Annotated in this window: 15 protein-coding genes and 1 pseudogene; 6 read left to right on the forward strand and 10 right to left on the reverse strand. The window is 62.4% G+C overall.

The features are described from left to right. Positions 1–5 precede the first annotated feature (5 nt). From imuA to PverR02_RS18485, 3 genes are all read right to left on the reverse strand, one after another. Positions 6–620: a translesion DNA synthesis-associated protein ImuA gene (gene imuA, locus PverR02_RS18475; RefSeq protein WP_017846677.1), complete on the reverse strand. Its 615-nt coding sequence runs from the start codon at positions 618–620 to the stop codon at positions 6–8. Then, entirely contained in the window at positions 620–1237 is a 618-nt protein-coding gene (gene lexA, locus PverR02_RS18480) for a transcriptional repressor LexA (protein ID WP_017846678.1), read from the reverse strand. Before lexA ends, imuA begins: the two co-directional genes overlap by 1 nt. Before the next feature lie 599 nt (positions 1238–1836). After that, positions 1837–2424, reverse strand: coding sequence for an NUDIX domain-containing protein (locus PverR02_RS18485; RefSeq protein WP_017849304.1), 588 nt, complete (start codon positions 2422–2424; stop codon positions 1837–1839). Between the two features lie 114 nt (positions 2425–2538). Between PverR02_RS18485 and PverR02_RS18490 the strand changes: the two genes are divergently transcribed. Then, complete coding sequence (locus tag PverR02_RS18490) at positions 2539–3690, forward strand: GGDEF domain-containing protein (protein ID WP_079444109.1); 1152 nt, start codon at positions 2539–2541, stop codon at positions 3688–3690. A gap of 64 nt (positions 3691–3754) precedes the next feature. Then, positions 3755–4072: pseudogene (locus tag PverR02_RS18495) on the forward strand (alpha/beta hydrolase); the annotation flags it as partial. Positions 4073–4265: 193 nt separating this feature from the next. Here PverR02_RS18495 and PverR02_RS18500 read toward each other — a convergent pair. Further along, the gene (locus PverR02_RS18500) at positions 4266–5426 is read right to left on the reverse strand and encodes an alpha-hydroxy acid oxidase (RefSeq protein ID WP_079444110.1); all 1161 of its coding nucleotides are present in this window, start codon (positions 5424–5426) and stop codon (positions 4266–4268) included. A 76-nt stretch (positions 5427–5502) separates the two neighbouring features. Then, positions 5503–5712 carry a DUF3079 domain-containing protein gene (locus tag PverR02_RS18505; protein ID WP_017849308.1) on the reverse strand — a complete coding sequence of 70 codons (210 nt, stop codon included), beginning with the start codon at positions 5710–5712 and terminating at the stop codon, positions 5503–5505. Positions 5713–5891: 179 nt separating this feature from the next. Here PverR02_RS18505 and PverR02_RS18510 point away from each other — a divergent pair, with 179 nt between their 5' ends. From PverR02_RS18510 to PverR02_RS18525, 4 genes are read left to right on the forward strand one after another with little or no spacing between them, the layout of a single operon-like run. Next, positions 5892–6422, forward strand: coding sequence for an iron transporter (locus PverR02_RS18510; RefSeq protein ID WP_017849309.1), 531 nt, complete (start codon positions 5892–5894; stop codon positions 6420–6422). After that, positions 6422–6745, forward strand: coding sequence for a cupredoxin domain-containing protein (locus PverR02_RS18515; RefSeq protein ID WP_017849310.1), 324 nt, complete (start codon positions 6422–6424; stop codon positions 6743–6745). Before PverR02_RS18510 ends, PverR02_RS18515 begins: the two co-directional genes overlap by 1 nt. 15 nt (positions 6746–6760) lie before the next feature. Further along, positions 6761–7600 (forward strand): FTR1 family iron permease, encoded by an 840-nt coding sequence (locus tag PverR02_RS18520; protein WP_046383091.1) that lies wholly within the window; start codon positions 6761–6763, stop codon positions 7598–7600. Continuing rightward, entirely contained in the window at positions 7597–8949 is a 1353-nt protein-coding gene (locus PverR02_RS18525) for a 4Fe-4S binding protein (protein WP_079444111.1), read from the forward strand. The genes PverR02_RS18520 and PverR02_RS18525 overlap by 4 nt, the downstream gene beginning before the upstream one ends. 1315 nt (positions 8950–10264) lie before the next feature. Here PverR02_RS18525 and PverR02_RS18530 read toward each other — a convergent pair. The 5 genes from PverR02_RS18530 to moaA all read right to left on the reverse strand — a co-directional run bounded on the left by PverR02_RS18530 (position 10265) and on the right by moaA (position 16131). Next, positions 10265–11884, reverse strand: a complete 1620-nt coding sequence (locus PverR02_RS18530; RefSeq protein ID WP_017849315.1) for a methyl-accepting chemotaxis protein — start codon at positions 11882–11884, stop codon at positions 10265–10267. A 70-nt stretch (positions 11885–11954) separates the two neighbouring features. After that, complete coding sequence (locus PverR02_RS18535) at positions 11955–12650, reverse strand: anaerobic ribonucleoside-triphosphate reductase activating protein (RefSeq protein WP_169850799.1); 696 nt, start codon at positions 12648–12650, stop codon at positions 11955–11957. Continuing rightward, a complete protein-coding gene (gene nrdD / locus PverR02_RS32900) occupies positions 12647–12802 on the reverse strand; it encodes an anaerobic ribonucleoside-triphosphate reductase (protein WP_017849317.1) in 156 nt (51 codons plus the stop codon). The genes PverR02_RS18535 and nrdD overlap by 4 nt, the downstream gene beginning before the upstream one ends. A 31-nt stretch (positions 12803–12833) precedes the next feature. Then, positions 12834–14834: a ribonucleoside triphosphate reductase gene (locus tag PverR02_RS18545; protein ID WP_057006084.1), complete on the reverse strand. Its 2001-nt coding sequence runs from the start codon at positions 14832–14834 to the stop codon at positions 12834–12836. Between the two features lie 310 nt (positions 14835–15144). Then, positions 15145–16131, reverse strand: coding sequence for a GTP 3',8-cyclase MoaA (gene moaA, locus PverR02_RS18550; protein ID WP_017849319.1), 987 nt, complete (start codon positions 16129–16131; stop codon positions 15145–15147).

Raw genomic sequence — 16131 nt, forward strand, 5'->3', positions numbered from 1 at the left:
CAACCTCAGTGCCCGGCCAGCGCAATCGGCGCCGGGTGGGCCAGCCCGCCCCGGCACTTGAGCACCCGCACTTGCGCGGGCCGGGCGTCGACCGCCAGGCGCAGAGCGGCCGGCGAGGCGTTGAGCGCGTCACTCAGGGCGCGCCAGGCAAACGCCAGGGTCTGCCCGGTTTCCGCCGCCACCTGCAAGCGCCGCAAGGCACGATCATCGGCCTTGCGCGGCCAGCACAACACCGCACCGCAACTGCCCGAACGCAGGCACTGCTCGACCGCCCACAACGCATCCCGCTCCTCGGCCCGGACCACCGCGAGCTGACGCAAATCCACCCCGGCGTTCTGCCAGGCGTGGGGGTACGGCGTGTAGGGCGGCGCCACCAGCACTATGCGCTCTCCCGCCGCCGACAAACGTGCCAGGGTCGGCAACACCAGTTGCAGTTCGCCCACGCCGTCCTTGGCCATGAGGATTTCGCTGAGGGCCGACTCCGGCCAGCCGCCCGTGGGCAGCACCGCATCCAGCGCCGCCAGCCCCGTGGGGTGAACACTGGCCGGTGGCGCGGCGGGCCGGCCCTTCCACACGCGCCCGCCATTGAACAGCGCGTCCAGGGCAACGACGGCGCCCATCAGCCTTGCCTCACCAGGCCGCAGAACACGCCTTCGATGGCCAGGTCCTGATCGGGCCCGACCACGATGGGTTGATACGCGGGGTTGCGCGGCAGCAGCCGCACGCTGTCGCCATTGCGTTCGAAACGTTTGATGGTGACTTCACCGTCCAGGCGCGCCACCACAATCTGCCCGTTCACGGCTTCGGCACTGCGGCGCACGCCCACCAAATCGCCGTCGAGGATGCCGTCTTCGATCATTGAGTCGCCCTGCACCCGCAACAGATAGTCCGGGGTTTTCGCGAAAGTGGCCGGGTCGAGTTGCAGGCGGCTGTGGACTTCGGCATCGGCGCCGATGGGCAAACCGGCGGCGACACGGCCCAGGACCGGGACGTCCAGCCATTCGGGCCGCGCTGGCGGGTTGAGCAGGCGAATGCCACGGGCCTGGTTGGGGTTGACTTCGATGAAGCCGGCTTCGGTCAGGGCCACAACGTGTTTGCGGGCGACGCTGCGGGAGGCGAAGCCGAATGCCTCAGCGATCTCGGCGAGGCTGGGGGATTGGCCTTGTTGCGCGATACGGTCGCGGATGAAGGTCAGGATGGCGGTGCGGCGGGGGGTTAGGGTTGTCATGGAGTACATTTGTACTCTTGTGGGAAATTTCTGACAAGTGCCGGTAGTCGGGGGTTGGGGTTGGGGTTGTGTGTATATCCGTTATTTAGGTAACGGCAGCTATTGGTTCCGCTCTTACAGCGGGTCACTTTGGAAAAAAAGCCCCAAAGTAACCAAAGTGCTCTTGCACCACCACTCGGTGCCTCGCCTAGGCTCGGCATGCCCTCACTCCGGCTTGAATCCGTGGGCCGCCGTCATGGGCCATCCCTGGCCCAGGACGGCTAACCCGGCGTCCTGCCGGGTTGCCCACGGATTCAAGCCTGCGTTCGGCCAGCGTGGTTTTACGGGGCGCCTAAGATCAAAAGCCAGAGCCAGAGCCAGAGCAAAGTGAGGTCTATCTGATCCATGGAGATCAAAATGTGGGAGGGGGCTTGCCCCCGATGGCGGTGGATCAGTCATGCATGTAGTGACTGACACACTGCCATCGGGGGCAAGCCCCCTCCCACATTTTTGACCGGGTTCGGCTCGCAGAGTCAGGTCGGCTACAAGGCCGCTTTGCTTTTGATCTGAGGCACACCGAGCCTAGTTTTGGCTACTTTTGAGAAAACGGATATCGACACGCCCCACTCTCACCATCCCTCTTTCAACATCCGCAATTCCAGATGCTGCAACAGCATGATGGTCTTCCCATCCACGATCTCACCGCTCGCCACCATCGCCAACGCCCGCTCGAACCCCAGTTCCAGTACCTCGATGTCCTCGCCTTCCTCTTCGATCCCGCCGCCCATTCCCACCCGATCCTCCGGTTGGTATTCGCCGAGGAAAAAGTGAATCCGCTCCGTCACCGATCCCGGGCTCATGAATGCCGCATAGATCTTCTCCACATGCCCCACGCGATAGCCCGTCTCTTCTTCGGCTTCCAGGCGAATGCGTTCCTCGGGGCTGGCGTTGTCCAGCAACCCGGCCGCGGCTTCGATCAGGTAACCCGGGTAGTCGTTGACGAAGGTGGGCATGCGGAACTGTCGGATCAGCAGCACAGTGCGCTGGGCGCGGTTGTACAGCAGGATGGTCGCGCCGTTGCCCCGGTCGTACACTTCGCGGGTCTGGGCCTGCCAGCTGCCGTCGCGGCGGCGCAGGTCGAAGCTGTATTTTTTCAGCAGGTACCAATTCTCCGAGAGCGTCTCTTCGGCGGTGATGCGAACGGGGCTGTTGTCCATGGTCGGGCCTTTGCTCAAAGGAGCAGGAGCATGTCGCGCCAGCAACGCCAACGTCAAGCCGGTCGCATACCGCTACAATCGGGCCCCATAAAAAGTCTCTGCAAGGGCAAGGCAATGTCGCTGCATATCCCGACGCTACTGATAGTCGCCGTGTTCGTGTTCTGCCTGATGGGCCTGCTCACCGTGCATGCCTGGAGCCGTGGCCGTGAACCGACCCTGGGCTATCTCGGCATCATGCTGCTGCTCGCCACCCTGGGCACCGGGCTGATCGCGGTGCGCGGCGTGGGCCTGGATTTTGTCGCGTTGATCCTCGGCAATGTCGTGCTGTTGCTCAGCGCCGCGATGAACTGGACCGCCATGCGCGCTTTCGTGCAGCGCAAGCCGAGCCTGCCGGGGATCTTTGCCGGGTGTGGCGTGTGGCTGTTGATGTGCCTGTTGCCGCAGTTCTATGGTTCGCTGTCGGCGCGGGTCACCCTGTATTCGCTGCTGGCGGCCGGTTATGGCGTGCTGTCGGCCCTGGAGCTGTGGCGCAACCGCGCGACCCTGGAAGTCGCCTACGCTCCCGCGCTGGCGCTGATCCTTTGGCACACCGCGTTCTATGGCATACGCGCAATCACCGACGCCGGCCTGCCGCTGAAAAACGCCCAGGCCTCGGGGGGTGAAGGCGTGCCGTTTTTCTCGTTCATGCTGTTTGAATCGATGCTGTATGCCATCGGCATTGCCTACATCACCCTGGCGATGGTCAAGGAGCGTGCCGAGTTGCGCTTCAAGGCCGCCGCCTTCAGCGATGCGCTGACCGGCGCCGGCAACCGCCGCGCCTTTATGCTCAAGGGCGAAAAACTGCTGGCCGACTGCAGCCGTCGCCAGCGCAGCGCGGCCCTGCTGCTGTGCGACCTGGACCACTTCAAGCGCCTGAACGACAGCTTCGGCCACCCCATGGGCGACCAGGCGCTGATCGCCTTCAGCCAGATGACGCGGGCCATGCTGCGCAGCGGTGATGTGTTTGCGCGTATCGGCGGTGAAGAGTTCGCCTGCCTGCTGGCCGACAGCGATGCGGCCGGGGCGTTTGAAGTGGCCGAGCGCATCCGTCGCGGGTTTGCCGAACTGGACCTGCTGACGCCGGGGTTCTTGAGCGTGAGCATCGGCATCGTCACCACCACGGCGGCAGGCCACGACCTCTCATACTTACTGTCCCAAGCCGACCAGGCGCTGTACCAGGCCAAGGCCTATGGACGCAATCGCGTGCAGGTGGTGACGCTCGCCTGAGCGGACGACGCTTGAATGCCGCAATACTTTGCAAGCAATCAGTAAACGCCTAATCTACGGGCATTCCGTGGCGGATACCGCCTTGCCGGTGCGCTGGCTGCTGTCGCAGAAATTCGATTCCATCGACAAGATTGCCGACATCCATATGCCGCTGCTGGTGGTCCACGGCCTGGACGACCGCTACGTTCCCCCACGGTTCAGCGAGCAATTATTTGCCGCCGCCCAGGAACCCAAGCGCCTGTTGCTGGTGCCCGGCGCCAGCCACAACAACAGCATGAGCCTGGCCGGGCGCAGCTATCGCAAAGCGCTGGACAACCTGATGCAAGCGAAGATGCCGACACAGGTTGTCACCCACTCAACCGGGCGCGCCAACGACTCATAAAATGTGTTTTCGGCACTGGGTTCGCGCGGGGCTGTCAAGCGTAAACCCAGCCTATGCTGGCCCGCGCCAGAAGTTGATCAAATATTGATCTTGGGTTGAATCGCCAACCCCTGCCGGGCCCTCGCAAAGTTATCCACAGAGATACCCACGGTTTTCGTGGACAACTCTTTTTATTTTTTTACGATTTTTTTGCTCAGCCCGCGCCTTGGGGAAAGGTGCCAGGCAGCAAAATTTCGCGATTCACATCGCGTATATCGTTATACCCGCACAGCGCCATCGACACGTCCAACTCGCGGGCGATGATCTCCAGCGCCTTGGTCACCCCCGCTTCACCCATCGCGCCCAAACCGTACAAATGCGGGCGACCGATCAGGGTGCCTTTGGCGCCCAATGCCATGGCCTTGAGCACGTCCTGGCCGGAACGGATACCGCCGTCGAGCCACACTTCAATACGCTCGCCCACCGCCTCGACGATCGCCGGCAATTGGCTGATGCTCGACGGCGCGCCATCCAACTGACGACCGCCGTGGTTACTCACCACCAACGCATCGGCGCCGGCATTCGCCGCCAGGCGCGCATCTTCCACATCGAGGATGCCCTTGATGATCAACTTGCCGCCCCAGCATTTCTTGATCCATTCCACATCGTCCCAACTCAGGCGCGGGTCGAACTGTTGGGCGGTCCATGCCGACAGCGAACTCATGTCCGCCACACCTTTGACATGCCCGACGATATTGCCGAAGCCATGACGCTTGGTGCCGAGCATGCCCATCACCCAGCGCGGCTTGGTCATCATGTTGAGGATATTCGGCAGGGTCAGTCTGGGCGGCGCCGACAGGCCGTTGATCAGGTCCTTGTGACGTTGGCCGAGGATCTGCAGGTCCAGGGTCAACACCAACGCATCGACACCGGCGGCCTTGGCGCGCTCGATCAACTGCTCGATAAAGGCGCGGTCGCGCATCACATAGAGTTGAAACCAGAACGGCTGGCCGACCTGTTCGGCGATGTCTTCCAGGGAGCAGATGCTCATGGTCGACAAGGTGTAGCGCAGGCCAAAGGCAGCAGCGGCACGAGCGGTGAGAATCTCACCATCGGCATGCTGCATCCCGGCCAGGCCGGTGGGCGCCAGGGCGACTGGCATGGCCATGTCCTGGCCGATCATGGTGGCGCGGATCGAACGTTTATCGATATTGCGCGCCACCCGTTGGCGGAATTTGATCTGGGCAAAATCGCTTTCATTCGCCCGGTAAGTGCTTTCAGTCCAAGAGCCGGAATCGGCGTAGTCGTAAAACATCCTTGGAACACGTTTTTGCGCCAGCTTGCGTAAGTCTTCGATGGTTGTGATCAACGACATCTGCGTCACCTCTCCCTGAACTGAGTAGGAAGAGTAACCGCCCATCCGCCGTACAACCAGCCATTGCGTTGATTGATCAGGCCGCTGACGGCTCGTCCGTGGCAGGTGGCTCGGGGGTGAGTCCCCAGTCGCCGTGCTCGTACCAGTCATCGCCGATCATCTCGGCCGGGTGCATGGTACGGTCGGCGCCGTTGCCACAGGCCAGATCGGTCGTGGCGCAATAACGGTCGCAGCCCCAGCAGATGCGTTCGGGGTGCTTGGGGTGCAGCGGAAAAGGCTTGGCCATGATGAGGTTCCCTACCGGCGAACAATAGAGTCAACCTAACCTGCTCGAGGGGGCATGGCCTTGACTGCAGTCAAGGTTGGCCAACATGAAATATCGCAGAAACTTGACAAGAATCATTATTATTTACGATCAACCTTCCTAGACTCGGGTTCTTTCCCCTCACCCGTCAGGAAGCCTCCATGCGTATTCCTTCTACTGTGTCCCTGGTCCTGCTGTTGTCCACCTCTGCGGCGTTCGCCAAGGAGTACCCGATCGGCGAGCCGCAGCACTGCCCAGGCCTGGAAATCGGCGCGGTGTACCTGCAACCGATCGAAATGGCACCCGCCGGCATGATGCGCGCCACGGCCGACTCCGACGTCCACCTTGAAGCCGATGTGCGCGCCACGGCGGACAATGCCCAAGGCTTCCAGGAAGGCAGTTTCGTGCCGTACCTGAACCTGTCCTTTACGTTGAAAAAGCAAGGCAGCGACACGCCGATCACCGGTGATTTCCACGCCATGGTCGCCAATGACGGGCCGCACTACGGCGACAACGTCAAGCTGCAAGGCCCGGGCAAATACACCCTGACCTTCAGCGTATTGCCGCCCAGCGGCCACCAGTCCCTGGGCCGCCATACCGACAAGGAAACCGGGGTCGCACCGTGGTTCGAACGCTGCGAAGTCCACTACGAATTCGTCTATGCCGGCATCGGCAAGAAAGGCGGTTACTGATGCGTCGCGCCTTGCTGCTGGGCAGCTTGCTGCTGAGCGGCGCGGCCCTGGCGGCGCCGTTGCCGACCTATGAACTGACCTTGCAGGACGGCCACTTCATCCCGCCGCAACTCACGGTCAAGGCCGGCGAGCGCTTCAAGATCGTGCTGCACAACCTCGGCCAAGGCCCGGCCGAATTCGAGAGCACGCCGCTGCGCGTGGAGAAAGTCTTGTCGCCCGGCGTGACCACCTTCGTCGTGATCCACCCGCTCACGCCGGGGTTGTATCCATTCTTTGACGAGTTCAACCCACAGTTGCCCGAAGGCAGCATCCTCGCCCAATAGCCCCGGGAGCCGTTGATGAATCAATCGATGTTTATTGTCTGGCGCGAAAGCGTCGAGGCGCTGCTGGTGATCGGCATTCTGCAGGTCTGGATCAGCCGCCAGACCGCGCACTCGCGCCTGGGGCGTTTCCTGTGGGCCGGGGTGGTCCTGGGCTTGTTCTGCTCGGCCGGCCTGGCCGGCTTGATGCTGTGGGCCGGTGAGGCCATGACCGGCCCCCAGGGCGAATGGCTGCAAGCGGCGCTGACGTTATTGGCCAGCGGCCTGATGGTGCAGATGGTGTTCTGGATGCATCGTCACGCGGCCACACTCAAAAACACCCTGGTACGCGAAGCCGATGAACGCCTGGCGCGCCAGGGCGGTTGGGGCGTGTTGCTATTGACGCTGTTGGCGGTGAGCCGCGAAGGCAGTGAAACCGTGGTGTTTCTGTACGGTGCCGGCGCGCGTCTGCAGGGCCCGGCGCTGAACCTGTTCGCGATCGGCGGCGTGCTGGGCCTGGTGTTGGCGGGGCTCACGGTGCTGTTGTTGCGCAGTACGCGGCGCTTCATTTCCTGGTCGCTGTTTTTCGCCCTCAGCGAAGCGCTGTTGCTGCTGCTCGGCGGGGCTTTGCTGGTGGCGGCCGTGGACCGTATCAGCGGGCAATTGCTGGCGATGGACATGCCCGAGTGGGTCTATTCAAGCTTCGGTGAAAGCCGCTGGGACAGCAGCACCCTGCTCAGCGACAGCCACGGCCTGGGCGCGATGTTGGCTGACTTTGTCGGCTACCGCGCCGCGCCGAGCCTGGTCACCGTGCTGGTGCTGCTCGGTTATTGGCTGTGGGTGGGCAACGGCCTGCGCCGTTCGCGGCACGCGGCATGAGCTGGCTGCAGCGCCTGGGCGATGGCATGCGCCGCCATGGGCGCTTGATCCGTGCCGTGCAATGGGCGGTGGTGCTGGTCTACGCCGTGCTGCTGGTGCTGCCGGCGCTGCTGCCGTTGCCGGACAGCCAGGCGCGCCTGGTGAACAACCTGACGCTGCTCGCGCAATTCATCTTCTGGGGCCTCTGGTGGCCGTTCGTGTTGCTGTCGATGGTGTTGTTCGGGCGCCTGTGGTGCGGCGTGCTCTGCCCGGAAGGTTCCCTGAGCGAATGGGCCAGCCAGCACGGGCGCGGCCTCGGTATTCCGCGCTGGCTGCGCTGGGGCGGCTGGCCGACGCTGGGCTTTTGCCTGACCACCCTCTATGGCCAATTGATCAGCGTGTATGACTACGCCCAGGCGGCCCTGTTGATTCTCGGCGGCTCGACCCTCGGCGCGGTGATCGTCGGCCTGTTGTTCGTGCGCGGCAAGCGCGTGTGGTGTCGGTACCTGTGCCCGGTCAGCGGCGTCTTCGCCCTGCTCGCCCGCCTGGCGCCAGTGCATTTCGCGGTGGATGAGCAACGCTGGAAAGCCAACGACGCGCCCCGCCTGCCGCTGCCCAACTGCGCGCCGCTGCTGGATATCCGCCGCCTGCAAGGGGCCAGCGAGTGCCATGCCTGCGGCCGTTGCAGCGGGCAACGCGGCGCGGTGCAACTGATCGCCCGCTCGTGCAATCAGGAGATCCTGCAGGCGCCGCGGCAACCCGGCTCAGTGTGGGACGCGCGGCTGTTGCTGTTTGGTGTGATCGGCCTGGCGATGGGGGCGTTTCAATGGACCGTCAGTCCGTGGTTTATCGCGCTCAAACAAACCCTGGCGACGTGGCTGGTCGGCCATGACTGGCTGTGGCCGCTGCAAGACAACGCGCCATGGTGGCTGCTCACTCATTATCCGCAGCTCAATGACAGCTTCAGTTGGTTGGATGGCTTGTGCATTGTGTTGTATCTGGGGGGGAGTTCGTTGGTATTGGGGGGCGGCTGCTGGCTGCTGCTGCGGTTGGCCGCGTGGGTGGCGGGTGATCGTGCACTGTTTCGGCCCTTGGCGCTGACGCTGACGCCCCTCGGTGGTGCGGGTTTGTTCCTGGGGTTGTCGGCGACCACGGTGAAGTTGTTGCGGTATGAGGGGTTGGGGTTGGCTTGGGTGCAATCGGCGCGGGCCGTGTTGTTGATGGCGGCGGTTGGGTGGTGTTTGTGGTTGGGGTGGCGGCAGCTTCGGGGGGTTGGGGGGCTGCGGCGTTGGGGTGGGTGGTTGTGTGTGGGGTTGAGTGTTGGGTTGGTGGGGGGTGGATGGTGGTTGCAGTTTTGGGGGTGGGGTTGAGTACATATCCGTTGTTTAGGTTACGGCAGCTATTGGTTCCGCTCTTACAGCGGGTCACTTTGGAAAAGCCTGTACGGACCGGACACATGGTTGACGGGGCGCCTAAGATCAAGATCAAAAGCCAGAGCCAGAGCCAGAGCCAGAGCAAGAGCAGAACGAGTTCTATCTGATCCATGGAGATCAAAATGTGAGAGGGGGCTTGCCCCCGATGGCGGTGGATCAGTCATGCATGTAGTGACTGACACACTGCCATCGGGGGCAAGCCCCCTCCCACATTTCTGACCGAGTTCGGCTTGCAGGATCAGGTCGGCTATAAGGCCCCGCCCAAGAGCAAGAGCCAGAGCAGAACGAGTTCTATCTGATCCATGGAGATCAAAATGTGAGAGGGGGCTTGCCCCCGATAGCGGTGGATCAGTCATGCATGTAGTGACTGACACACTGCCATCGGGGGCAAGCCCCCTCCCACATTTCTGACCGAGTTCGGCTTGCAGGATCAGGTCGGATATAAGGCCGCGCCCAAGAGCAAGAGCAGAACGAGCTCTATCTGATCCATGGAGATCAAAATGTGGGAGGGGGCTTGCCCCCGATGGCGGTGGATCAGTCATGCATGTAGTGACTGACACACTGCCATCGGGGCAAGCCCCCTCCCACATTTCTGACCGAGTTCGGCTTGCAGGATCAGGTCGGATATAAGGCCGCGCCCAAGAGCAAGAGCAGAACGAGCTCTATCTGATCCATGGAGATCAAAATGTGAGAGGGGGCTTGCCCCCGATAGCGGTGGATCAGTCATGCATGTAGTGACTGACACACTGCCATCGGGGGCAAGCCCCCTCCCACATTTCTGACCGAGTTCGGCTTGCAGGATCAGGTCGGATATAAGGCCGCGCCCAAGAGCAAGAGCAGAACGAGCTCTATCTGATCCATGGGGATCAAAATGTGGGAGGGGGCTTGCCCTCGATGGCGGTGGATCAGTCATGCATGTAGTGACTGACACACTGCCATCGGGGGCAAGCCCCCTCCCACATTTCTGACCGAGTTCGGCTTGCAGGATCAGGTCGGATATAAGGCCGCGCCCAAGAGCAAGAGCAGAACGAGCTCTATCTGATCCATGGAGATCAAAATGTGGGAGGGGGCTTGCCCCCGATGGCGGTGGATCAGTCATGCATGTAGTGACTGACACACTGCCATCGGGGGCAAGCCCCCTCCCACATTTTTTGACCGCGTTGGGCTTTCAGGATCAGGTCGGCTATAAGGCCGCCGCGCGTTGGTTACTTCTCGGGTTGGCCATTACCGAAGAAACGCATCGCTACACCACCTAAACCTTAAACCGCGCCACCGTCTGATGCAGTTCCCCCGCCATCCCTGCCAGATCATGCCCCGCCGTTTCGGTATGCAAGGCCCCTTGCAATACCTGTTGCGACAGGTTCCGAATCCCCACCAGGTTGCGATCCACTTCCCGCGCCACCAGTGCCTGTTCTTCGGTGGCGCTGGCAATCATCAAGTTGCGTTCATTGATCTGCGAAATCGAGCGGGTGATTTCATCCAGCGCCTCCCCCGAGCGTTGCGCTACGCCCAAGGTCGCCTGCACCCGTTCGCTGCTGCTGTGCATGGCGGCCACGGCGTGTTCGGTGTCCTGGCGGATGTTGCCGATCATCTGCTCGATCTCCTGGGTCGAGGTCTGGGTACGATGGGCCAGGGCGCGCACTTCATCGGCGACCACCGCAAAACCACGCCCGGCATCGCCGGCACGGGCCGCTTCGATCGCGGCGTTGAGAGCCAGCAGATTGGTCTGGTCGGCGATGCTGCGGATCACATCCAGCACGCCGCTGATGTCTTGCACGCGGCCGGCGAGTTGCTGGATGCGTTCGGAGGTTTCCACCACGCCGGTGGCCAGGGTGTTGATCGAGGCCACGGTTTCCTGCACCTGCGCCCGCCCAAGCTGGGCGGTCTGTTCCGACAGGCGCGAGGCTTCGCTGGTGCTCACCGCGTTGCGCGCGACTTCATCGACGGCGGCGGTCATTTCGTTCACCGCGGTGGCGGCCTGTTCGATTTCCTGGCCCTGCAACTGCAGGCTGCTGCTGGTCTGGCTGCTGACCGCGCTCAACTCTTCGGATGAACTGGCCACGCCATCCACCGAAGCGGCGATCTGCCGGACCATCTGGTTGAGGTTCTGCTGCATCTGGTGCAGGTTGCGCATCACGCTGCCGTCGGCACTGTTGCCCAGCGGCACCTCGATGGTCAGGTCGCCCTGGGCGATATGGCTGAGCACCCGCGCCACCTCGTCCGGCTCGCCGCCCAAAGGCCGGGTGACGCTGCGCGTGACGATCACGGCGGCCGCCACGACCAGGCTCACGCATAGCAGGAATAATCCGATCATCGTGCGGCGCGCATCGTCGTAGAGAATTTGCGCAGCCTGCTCGCGCTCGACGAACAGTCGGCCTTGCATGGCCATCAACGCATCGAGGCTCTTGAACACCTCAAGCTCGGCCGGCACCACCTGCTGTTTGAGCTGGGCCAGGCCCTGCTCGCGGGCGCCCTGCTTGATCAGCGCCTGCACCTGGGTAAAGGCCGCGACGTAGGTTTCCCGATGGGTTTTCAACGCGGCATAGGCCGCCTTGCCTTCGGTGGTATCGAACAGTGGCTCCAGGGTGGCGAACGCCTGGGTAATGCGCTGCCGGGTGGTGCCAATGGCCTCTTGGGCCTGCTGGTTATCCTGGTCGATCAGCAGGTCGCGGGTGTTGCGCCCGTTATCGCGCACGCCGGTGGCGATCACCATGATCGGTGCGATTTTCGGCCAGTCCTGCTGCACGATCTGTTCGGACTGTTGCTTGAGGGTTGCCAGGTCATGCAAGGCGTAAAACACCAAACCGACCAGAGCCAGCGGCGCAATCGCGAAGCCGATGACAATGCGTTGTGCCGTGGTTAACTGCGTCATTCTAAACATTCCTTGATGAATACCTGCCCAAAACGGGCAGCATCTTTAAAAATCCTGGGAGGGCGATCGGTCACCCTCGTAATACAAAAGCCGGAAACAACTCGCGCATGCAGCCCCATAACTCCGGCAATGCCATCTGTGCCGGGGCAATCGGCAGTTGCTCATCGAGCATGCTTGCCGTGCGGACCATCTGCACGGCGAAGCGCTTGACACCACTGGCTTGCAAACGCTGGGCCAGGCGCAGCAGGCGCGACGTATCAATCAGATGCCAATGCACCGTGGTGCGGCACTCGTAGTCCACGCCACTGGCCAGCAAGGTCTCCAAACTGCGCCAATTGGCGACGCCGCTGCCTTTGACCTGGGTGACCAGTTGATAGTCCTCGACCAGGGCCTTCACATCGAAGCCCACCCAGTCGGCATGGCGCAGCGCATTGGCAAAGCCTGCCGGTTTGATCCCCGCACTGTGCAGGCCCACGCGAAAGCCCATGGCGCGTACCTCGTCCATCGCCGCTGGCAAACCTTCCTGCAAGGTCGGCTCACCGCCGCTGAACACCACTGCGTCCAACAGGTCCTGGCGGCGCTGCAAAAACAGCAAAACCCGGCGCCAATCGATCTCCGCGCTACCGCGCGGTGCAATCAGGTCCGGGTTATGGCAGTAACGACAGCGCCAGGCACAACCCTGGCAGAACAGCACACAAGCGAGCATGCCGGGGTAGTCGAGGGTGGTCAGGGGCACCATGCCCCCAACCCGTAGCATTCGACTCATTGGCGCCCGGCCGCGCAAGCCGCTTCGGTAAAGTGAACACGCTCCTTGTGTTCGGACTGTTTGCCGGGGTTGAACGCGGACACCGGCCGGTGGTAACCCATCACCCGGGTCCAGACTTCGCAGCGCTGACGTTGTGGCTGGGATGTTTGCATGGTGAATCTCCTTGCGGGTTGAAAAACAGGTTCAAGACTGGGCGGCAAGCGCGAGGATCTCATCGCACTTGGGGCAGAACTCGTGTTCGCCGGCGAGGTAGCCGTGTACCGGACAGATCGAGAAGGTCGGGGTCACGGTCAGGTACGGCAGGCGGAAACGCCCCAGCGCTTTGCGCACCAATTGCTTGCAGGCCTGCGCCGAGGAAATCTGTTCGGCCATATACAGGTGCAGCACGGTGCCGCCGGTGTATTTGCATTGCAGTTCGTCTTGCAGCTCGAGGGCTTCGAAGGGGTCTTCGGTGAAGCCCACCGGCAGTTGCGACGAGTTGGTGTAGTACGGCGCATCCAGGCTGCCGGCTTGCAGGATGTCCGGGTAGCGCTTGCGGTCTTCCTTGGCGAAGCGGTAGGTGGTGCCTTCCGCCGGTGTGGCTTCGAGGTTGTAGAGGTGACCGGTTTCTTCCTGGAAGCGCAGCAAGGTGGCGCGCACATGGTCGAGCAGGCGCAGGGCGAACGCGCGGCCTTCTTCGGTGTGCGTGCCCTGCGTGTCATCCGTGAAATTGCGCAGCATCTCGTGCATGCCGTTGAGGCCGATAGTGGAGAAATGGTTGCGCAACGTCCCCAGGTAACGCTTGGTGTAGGGGTACAACCCGGCGTCCATGTGGTGCTGGATCACCTTGCGCTTGACCTCCAGGCTTTCCATGGCCATTTCCATCAGGCTGTCCAGACGTTGCAGCAAGCCGCTGGTGTCGCCCTTGAACAGGTAACCGAGGCGCGCGCAGTTGATTGTCACCACGCCCAGCGAGCCGGTCTGCTCCGCCGAACCGAACAGCCCGCCGCCGCGTTTGAGCAGCTCACGCACGTCCAGTTGCAGGCGACAGCACATGGAGCGCACCTGGTTGGGTTGCATGTCCGAATTGAGGAAGTTCTGGAAATACGGCAGGCCATAGCGCGCGGTCATCTCGAACAGGCGGTCGGCGTTCTCGCTGTCCCAGGGGAAATCATGGGTGATGTTGTAGGTCGGAATCGGGAAGGTGAACACCCGCCCCTTGGCATCCCCGGCCTGCATCACTTCGATGTAGGCGCGGTTGATCAGCTCCATTTCCGTTTGCAGGTCGCCATAGGCAAACGGCATTTCCTTACCACCGATCACCGGCACCTGCTCGCGCAAGTCTTCCGGGCAGACCCAATCGAAGGTCAGGTTGGTGAATGGCGTCTGGGTGCCCCAGCGCGACGGCACGTTGAGGTTGTAGATGAACTCCTGCACCGCCTGGCGCACCTCGGGGTAGCTCAACTGGTCTTTGCGCACATAAGGCGCAAGATAGGTGTCGAACGAGCTGAACGCCTGGGCGCCGGCCCATTCGTTTTGCAGGGTGCCGAGGAAGTTGACCATCTGCCCCAGGGCACTGCTCAAATGCTTGGGCGGCCCCGCTTCGACGCGACCCGGCACGCCATTGAGGCCTTCGTGCAGCAACGAACGCAGCGACCAACCGGCGCAGTAGCCGGCGAGCATGTCGAGGTCGTGGATATGCAGATCCGCCTCACGGTGCGCGCGGCCGATCTGCTGGCTGTAGACCTCGTCCAGCCAGTAATTGGCAGTGACCTTGCCCGACACGTTCAGCACCAGCCCGCCGAGGGAATACCCCTGGTTGGCATTGGCCTGCACACGCCAGTCTTCACGGTCGAGGTATTCGTTCATCGAGGTGGCGACTTCCACCAGGGTCTTGCGGTCACGGCGCAAGCGACCGTGCTGTTCGCGGTAGACGATATACGCGCGCATCGACAGGAAGTAACCGGCGTCCATCAACACCCGCTCGACACTGTCCTGGATCTGCTCCACATCCAGCCGTTCGATGCCGCGCAGCCGCGCCAGTACCGCACCGAGCAACAGGTCGACCTCGGCCTCCCGATACTCGCCGGTGGCATTGCCGGCGGCGATCAGCGCCTGACGGATTTTTTCGGCGTCGAAGGCAACGAGGCTACCGTCGCGTTTGTGCAGGCGGTTACTGACCAGCGGGCTGAGCATGCTTTGCATTGGAAGGCTCCAGACACTACATATAGATTTAATAAATCTTTGAAACACAATATGCAGTGATATTACGGTCAAGCGTTTGGGCTGCCATTGATCAAGGTCAAGTCTGAACGAAGATCAAAATGTGGGAGGGGCGGTGCGACGATTCGGCTTGTTCCCGATAGCGGTGGATCAGTCATGCATGTATTGGCTGACACACTGCTATCGGGGGCAAGCCCCCTCCCACAGTAAGCCTCCTCCCACAGTAAGTTCCCTCCCACAGTAAGCCTCCTCCCACAGTAAGTTCCCTGCTACAGCAAGTCCCCTGCCACATTCAACCGCCGCTCATATTCATGAAGCGCACCACCTGCACCTCCCCTGCCCCGGTGAAATCATGGCGCAGCGGCTTACCCCGCAATCCCTTGTGCAACGCCTCGATCAACGGCGCGTCGTCCAACGGGTAACGCCGCAGCAAAGCGCGGAAGTCCACCGCGTTGTCCTGCCCCAGGCACAGCAGCAACTGCCCTTCGACGGTCATCCGCACGCGGTTGCAACTGCCGCAGAAGTTGTGGGAGTTGGGCGAGATAAAGCCGATGCGCGTGCCCGGATGCCGCGCCAGGCGCACATAGCGCGCCGGGCCGCCGCTGTTTTCGGTGCTGTCGAGCAAGGCATGGTGACGGGCGATCACGCTGCGTACTTCATCACTGGCACAGAACGTCTCGCCGCGGGAGCGGCCCACGTCGCCCAGGGGCATTTCCTCGATAAAGCTGATGTCGATGCCTTGGTCGATCGCGTACTGCACCAGCGCCGGCACTTCATCGAAGTTGCGCCCTTTCATCACCACGCAATTGAGCTTGACCCGCTCGAACCCGGCCTCTCGCGCCGCCTCGATACCGTCCAGCACCTGGCGCAGATCACCGTTGCGGGTGATCGCGCGAAAGCGCTGCGCATCCAGGCTGTCGAGGCTGATGTTCATGCGCTTGACCCCGGCGTCCACCAGCGGCTGCGCGAGGCGCGCCAACTGCGAGCCGTTGCTGGTCATGACCAGTTCGCGCAAGCCCGGCAGTGCCGCGATATTGCGGCACAACCCGACAATGCCCGGGCGGATCAACGGCTCGCCGCCGGTCAGGCGGATCTTACGCACGCCCTGGCCGACGAACAGCGCGGCCAGGCGTTCCAGCTCTTCCAGGGTCAGCACCTGCTGGCGCGGCAGGAACGTCATGTTTTTCGCCATGCAGTACACACAGCGGAAATCACAACGGTCGGTCACCGACAAGCGCAGGTAATCGATCGAACGGCCCACCCCATCCACCAGGCTCAT

Origin of the sequence: Pseudomonas veronii (assembly GCF_002028325.1) — a bacterium.
Lineage (GTDB): Bacteria > Pseudomonadota > Gammaproteobacteria > Pseudomonadales > Pseudomonadaceae > Aquipseudomonas > Aquipseudomonas veronii.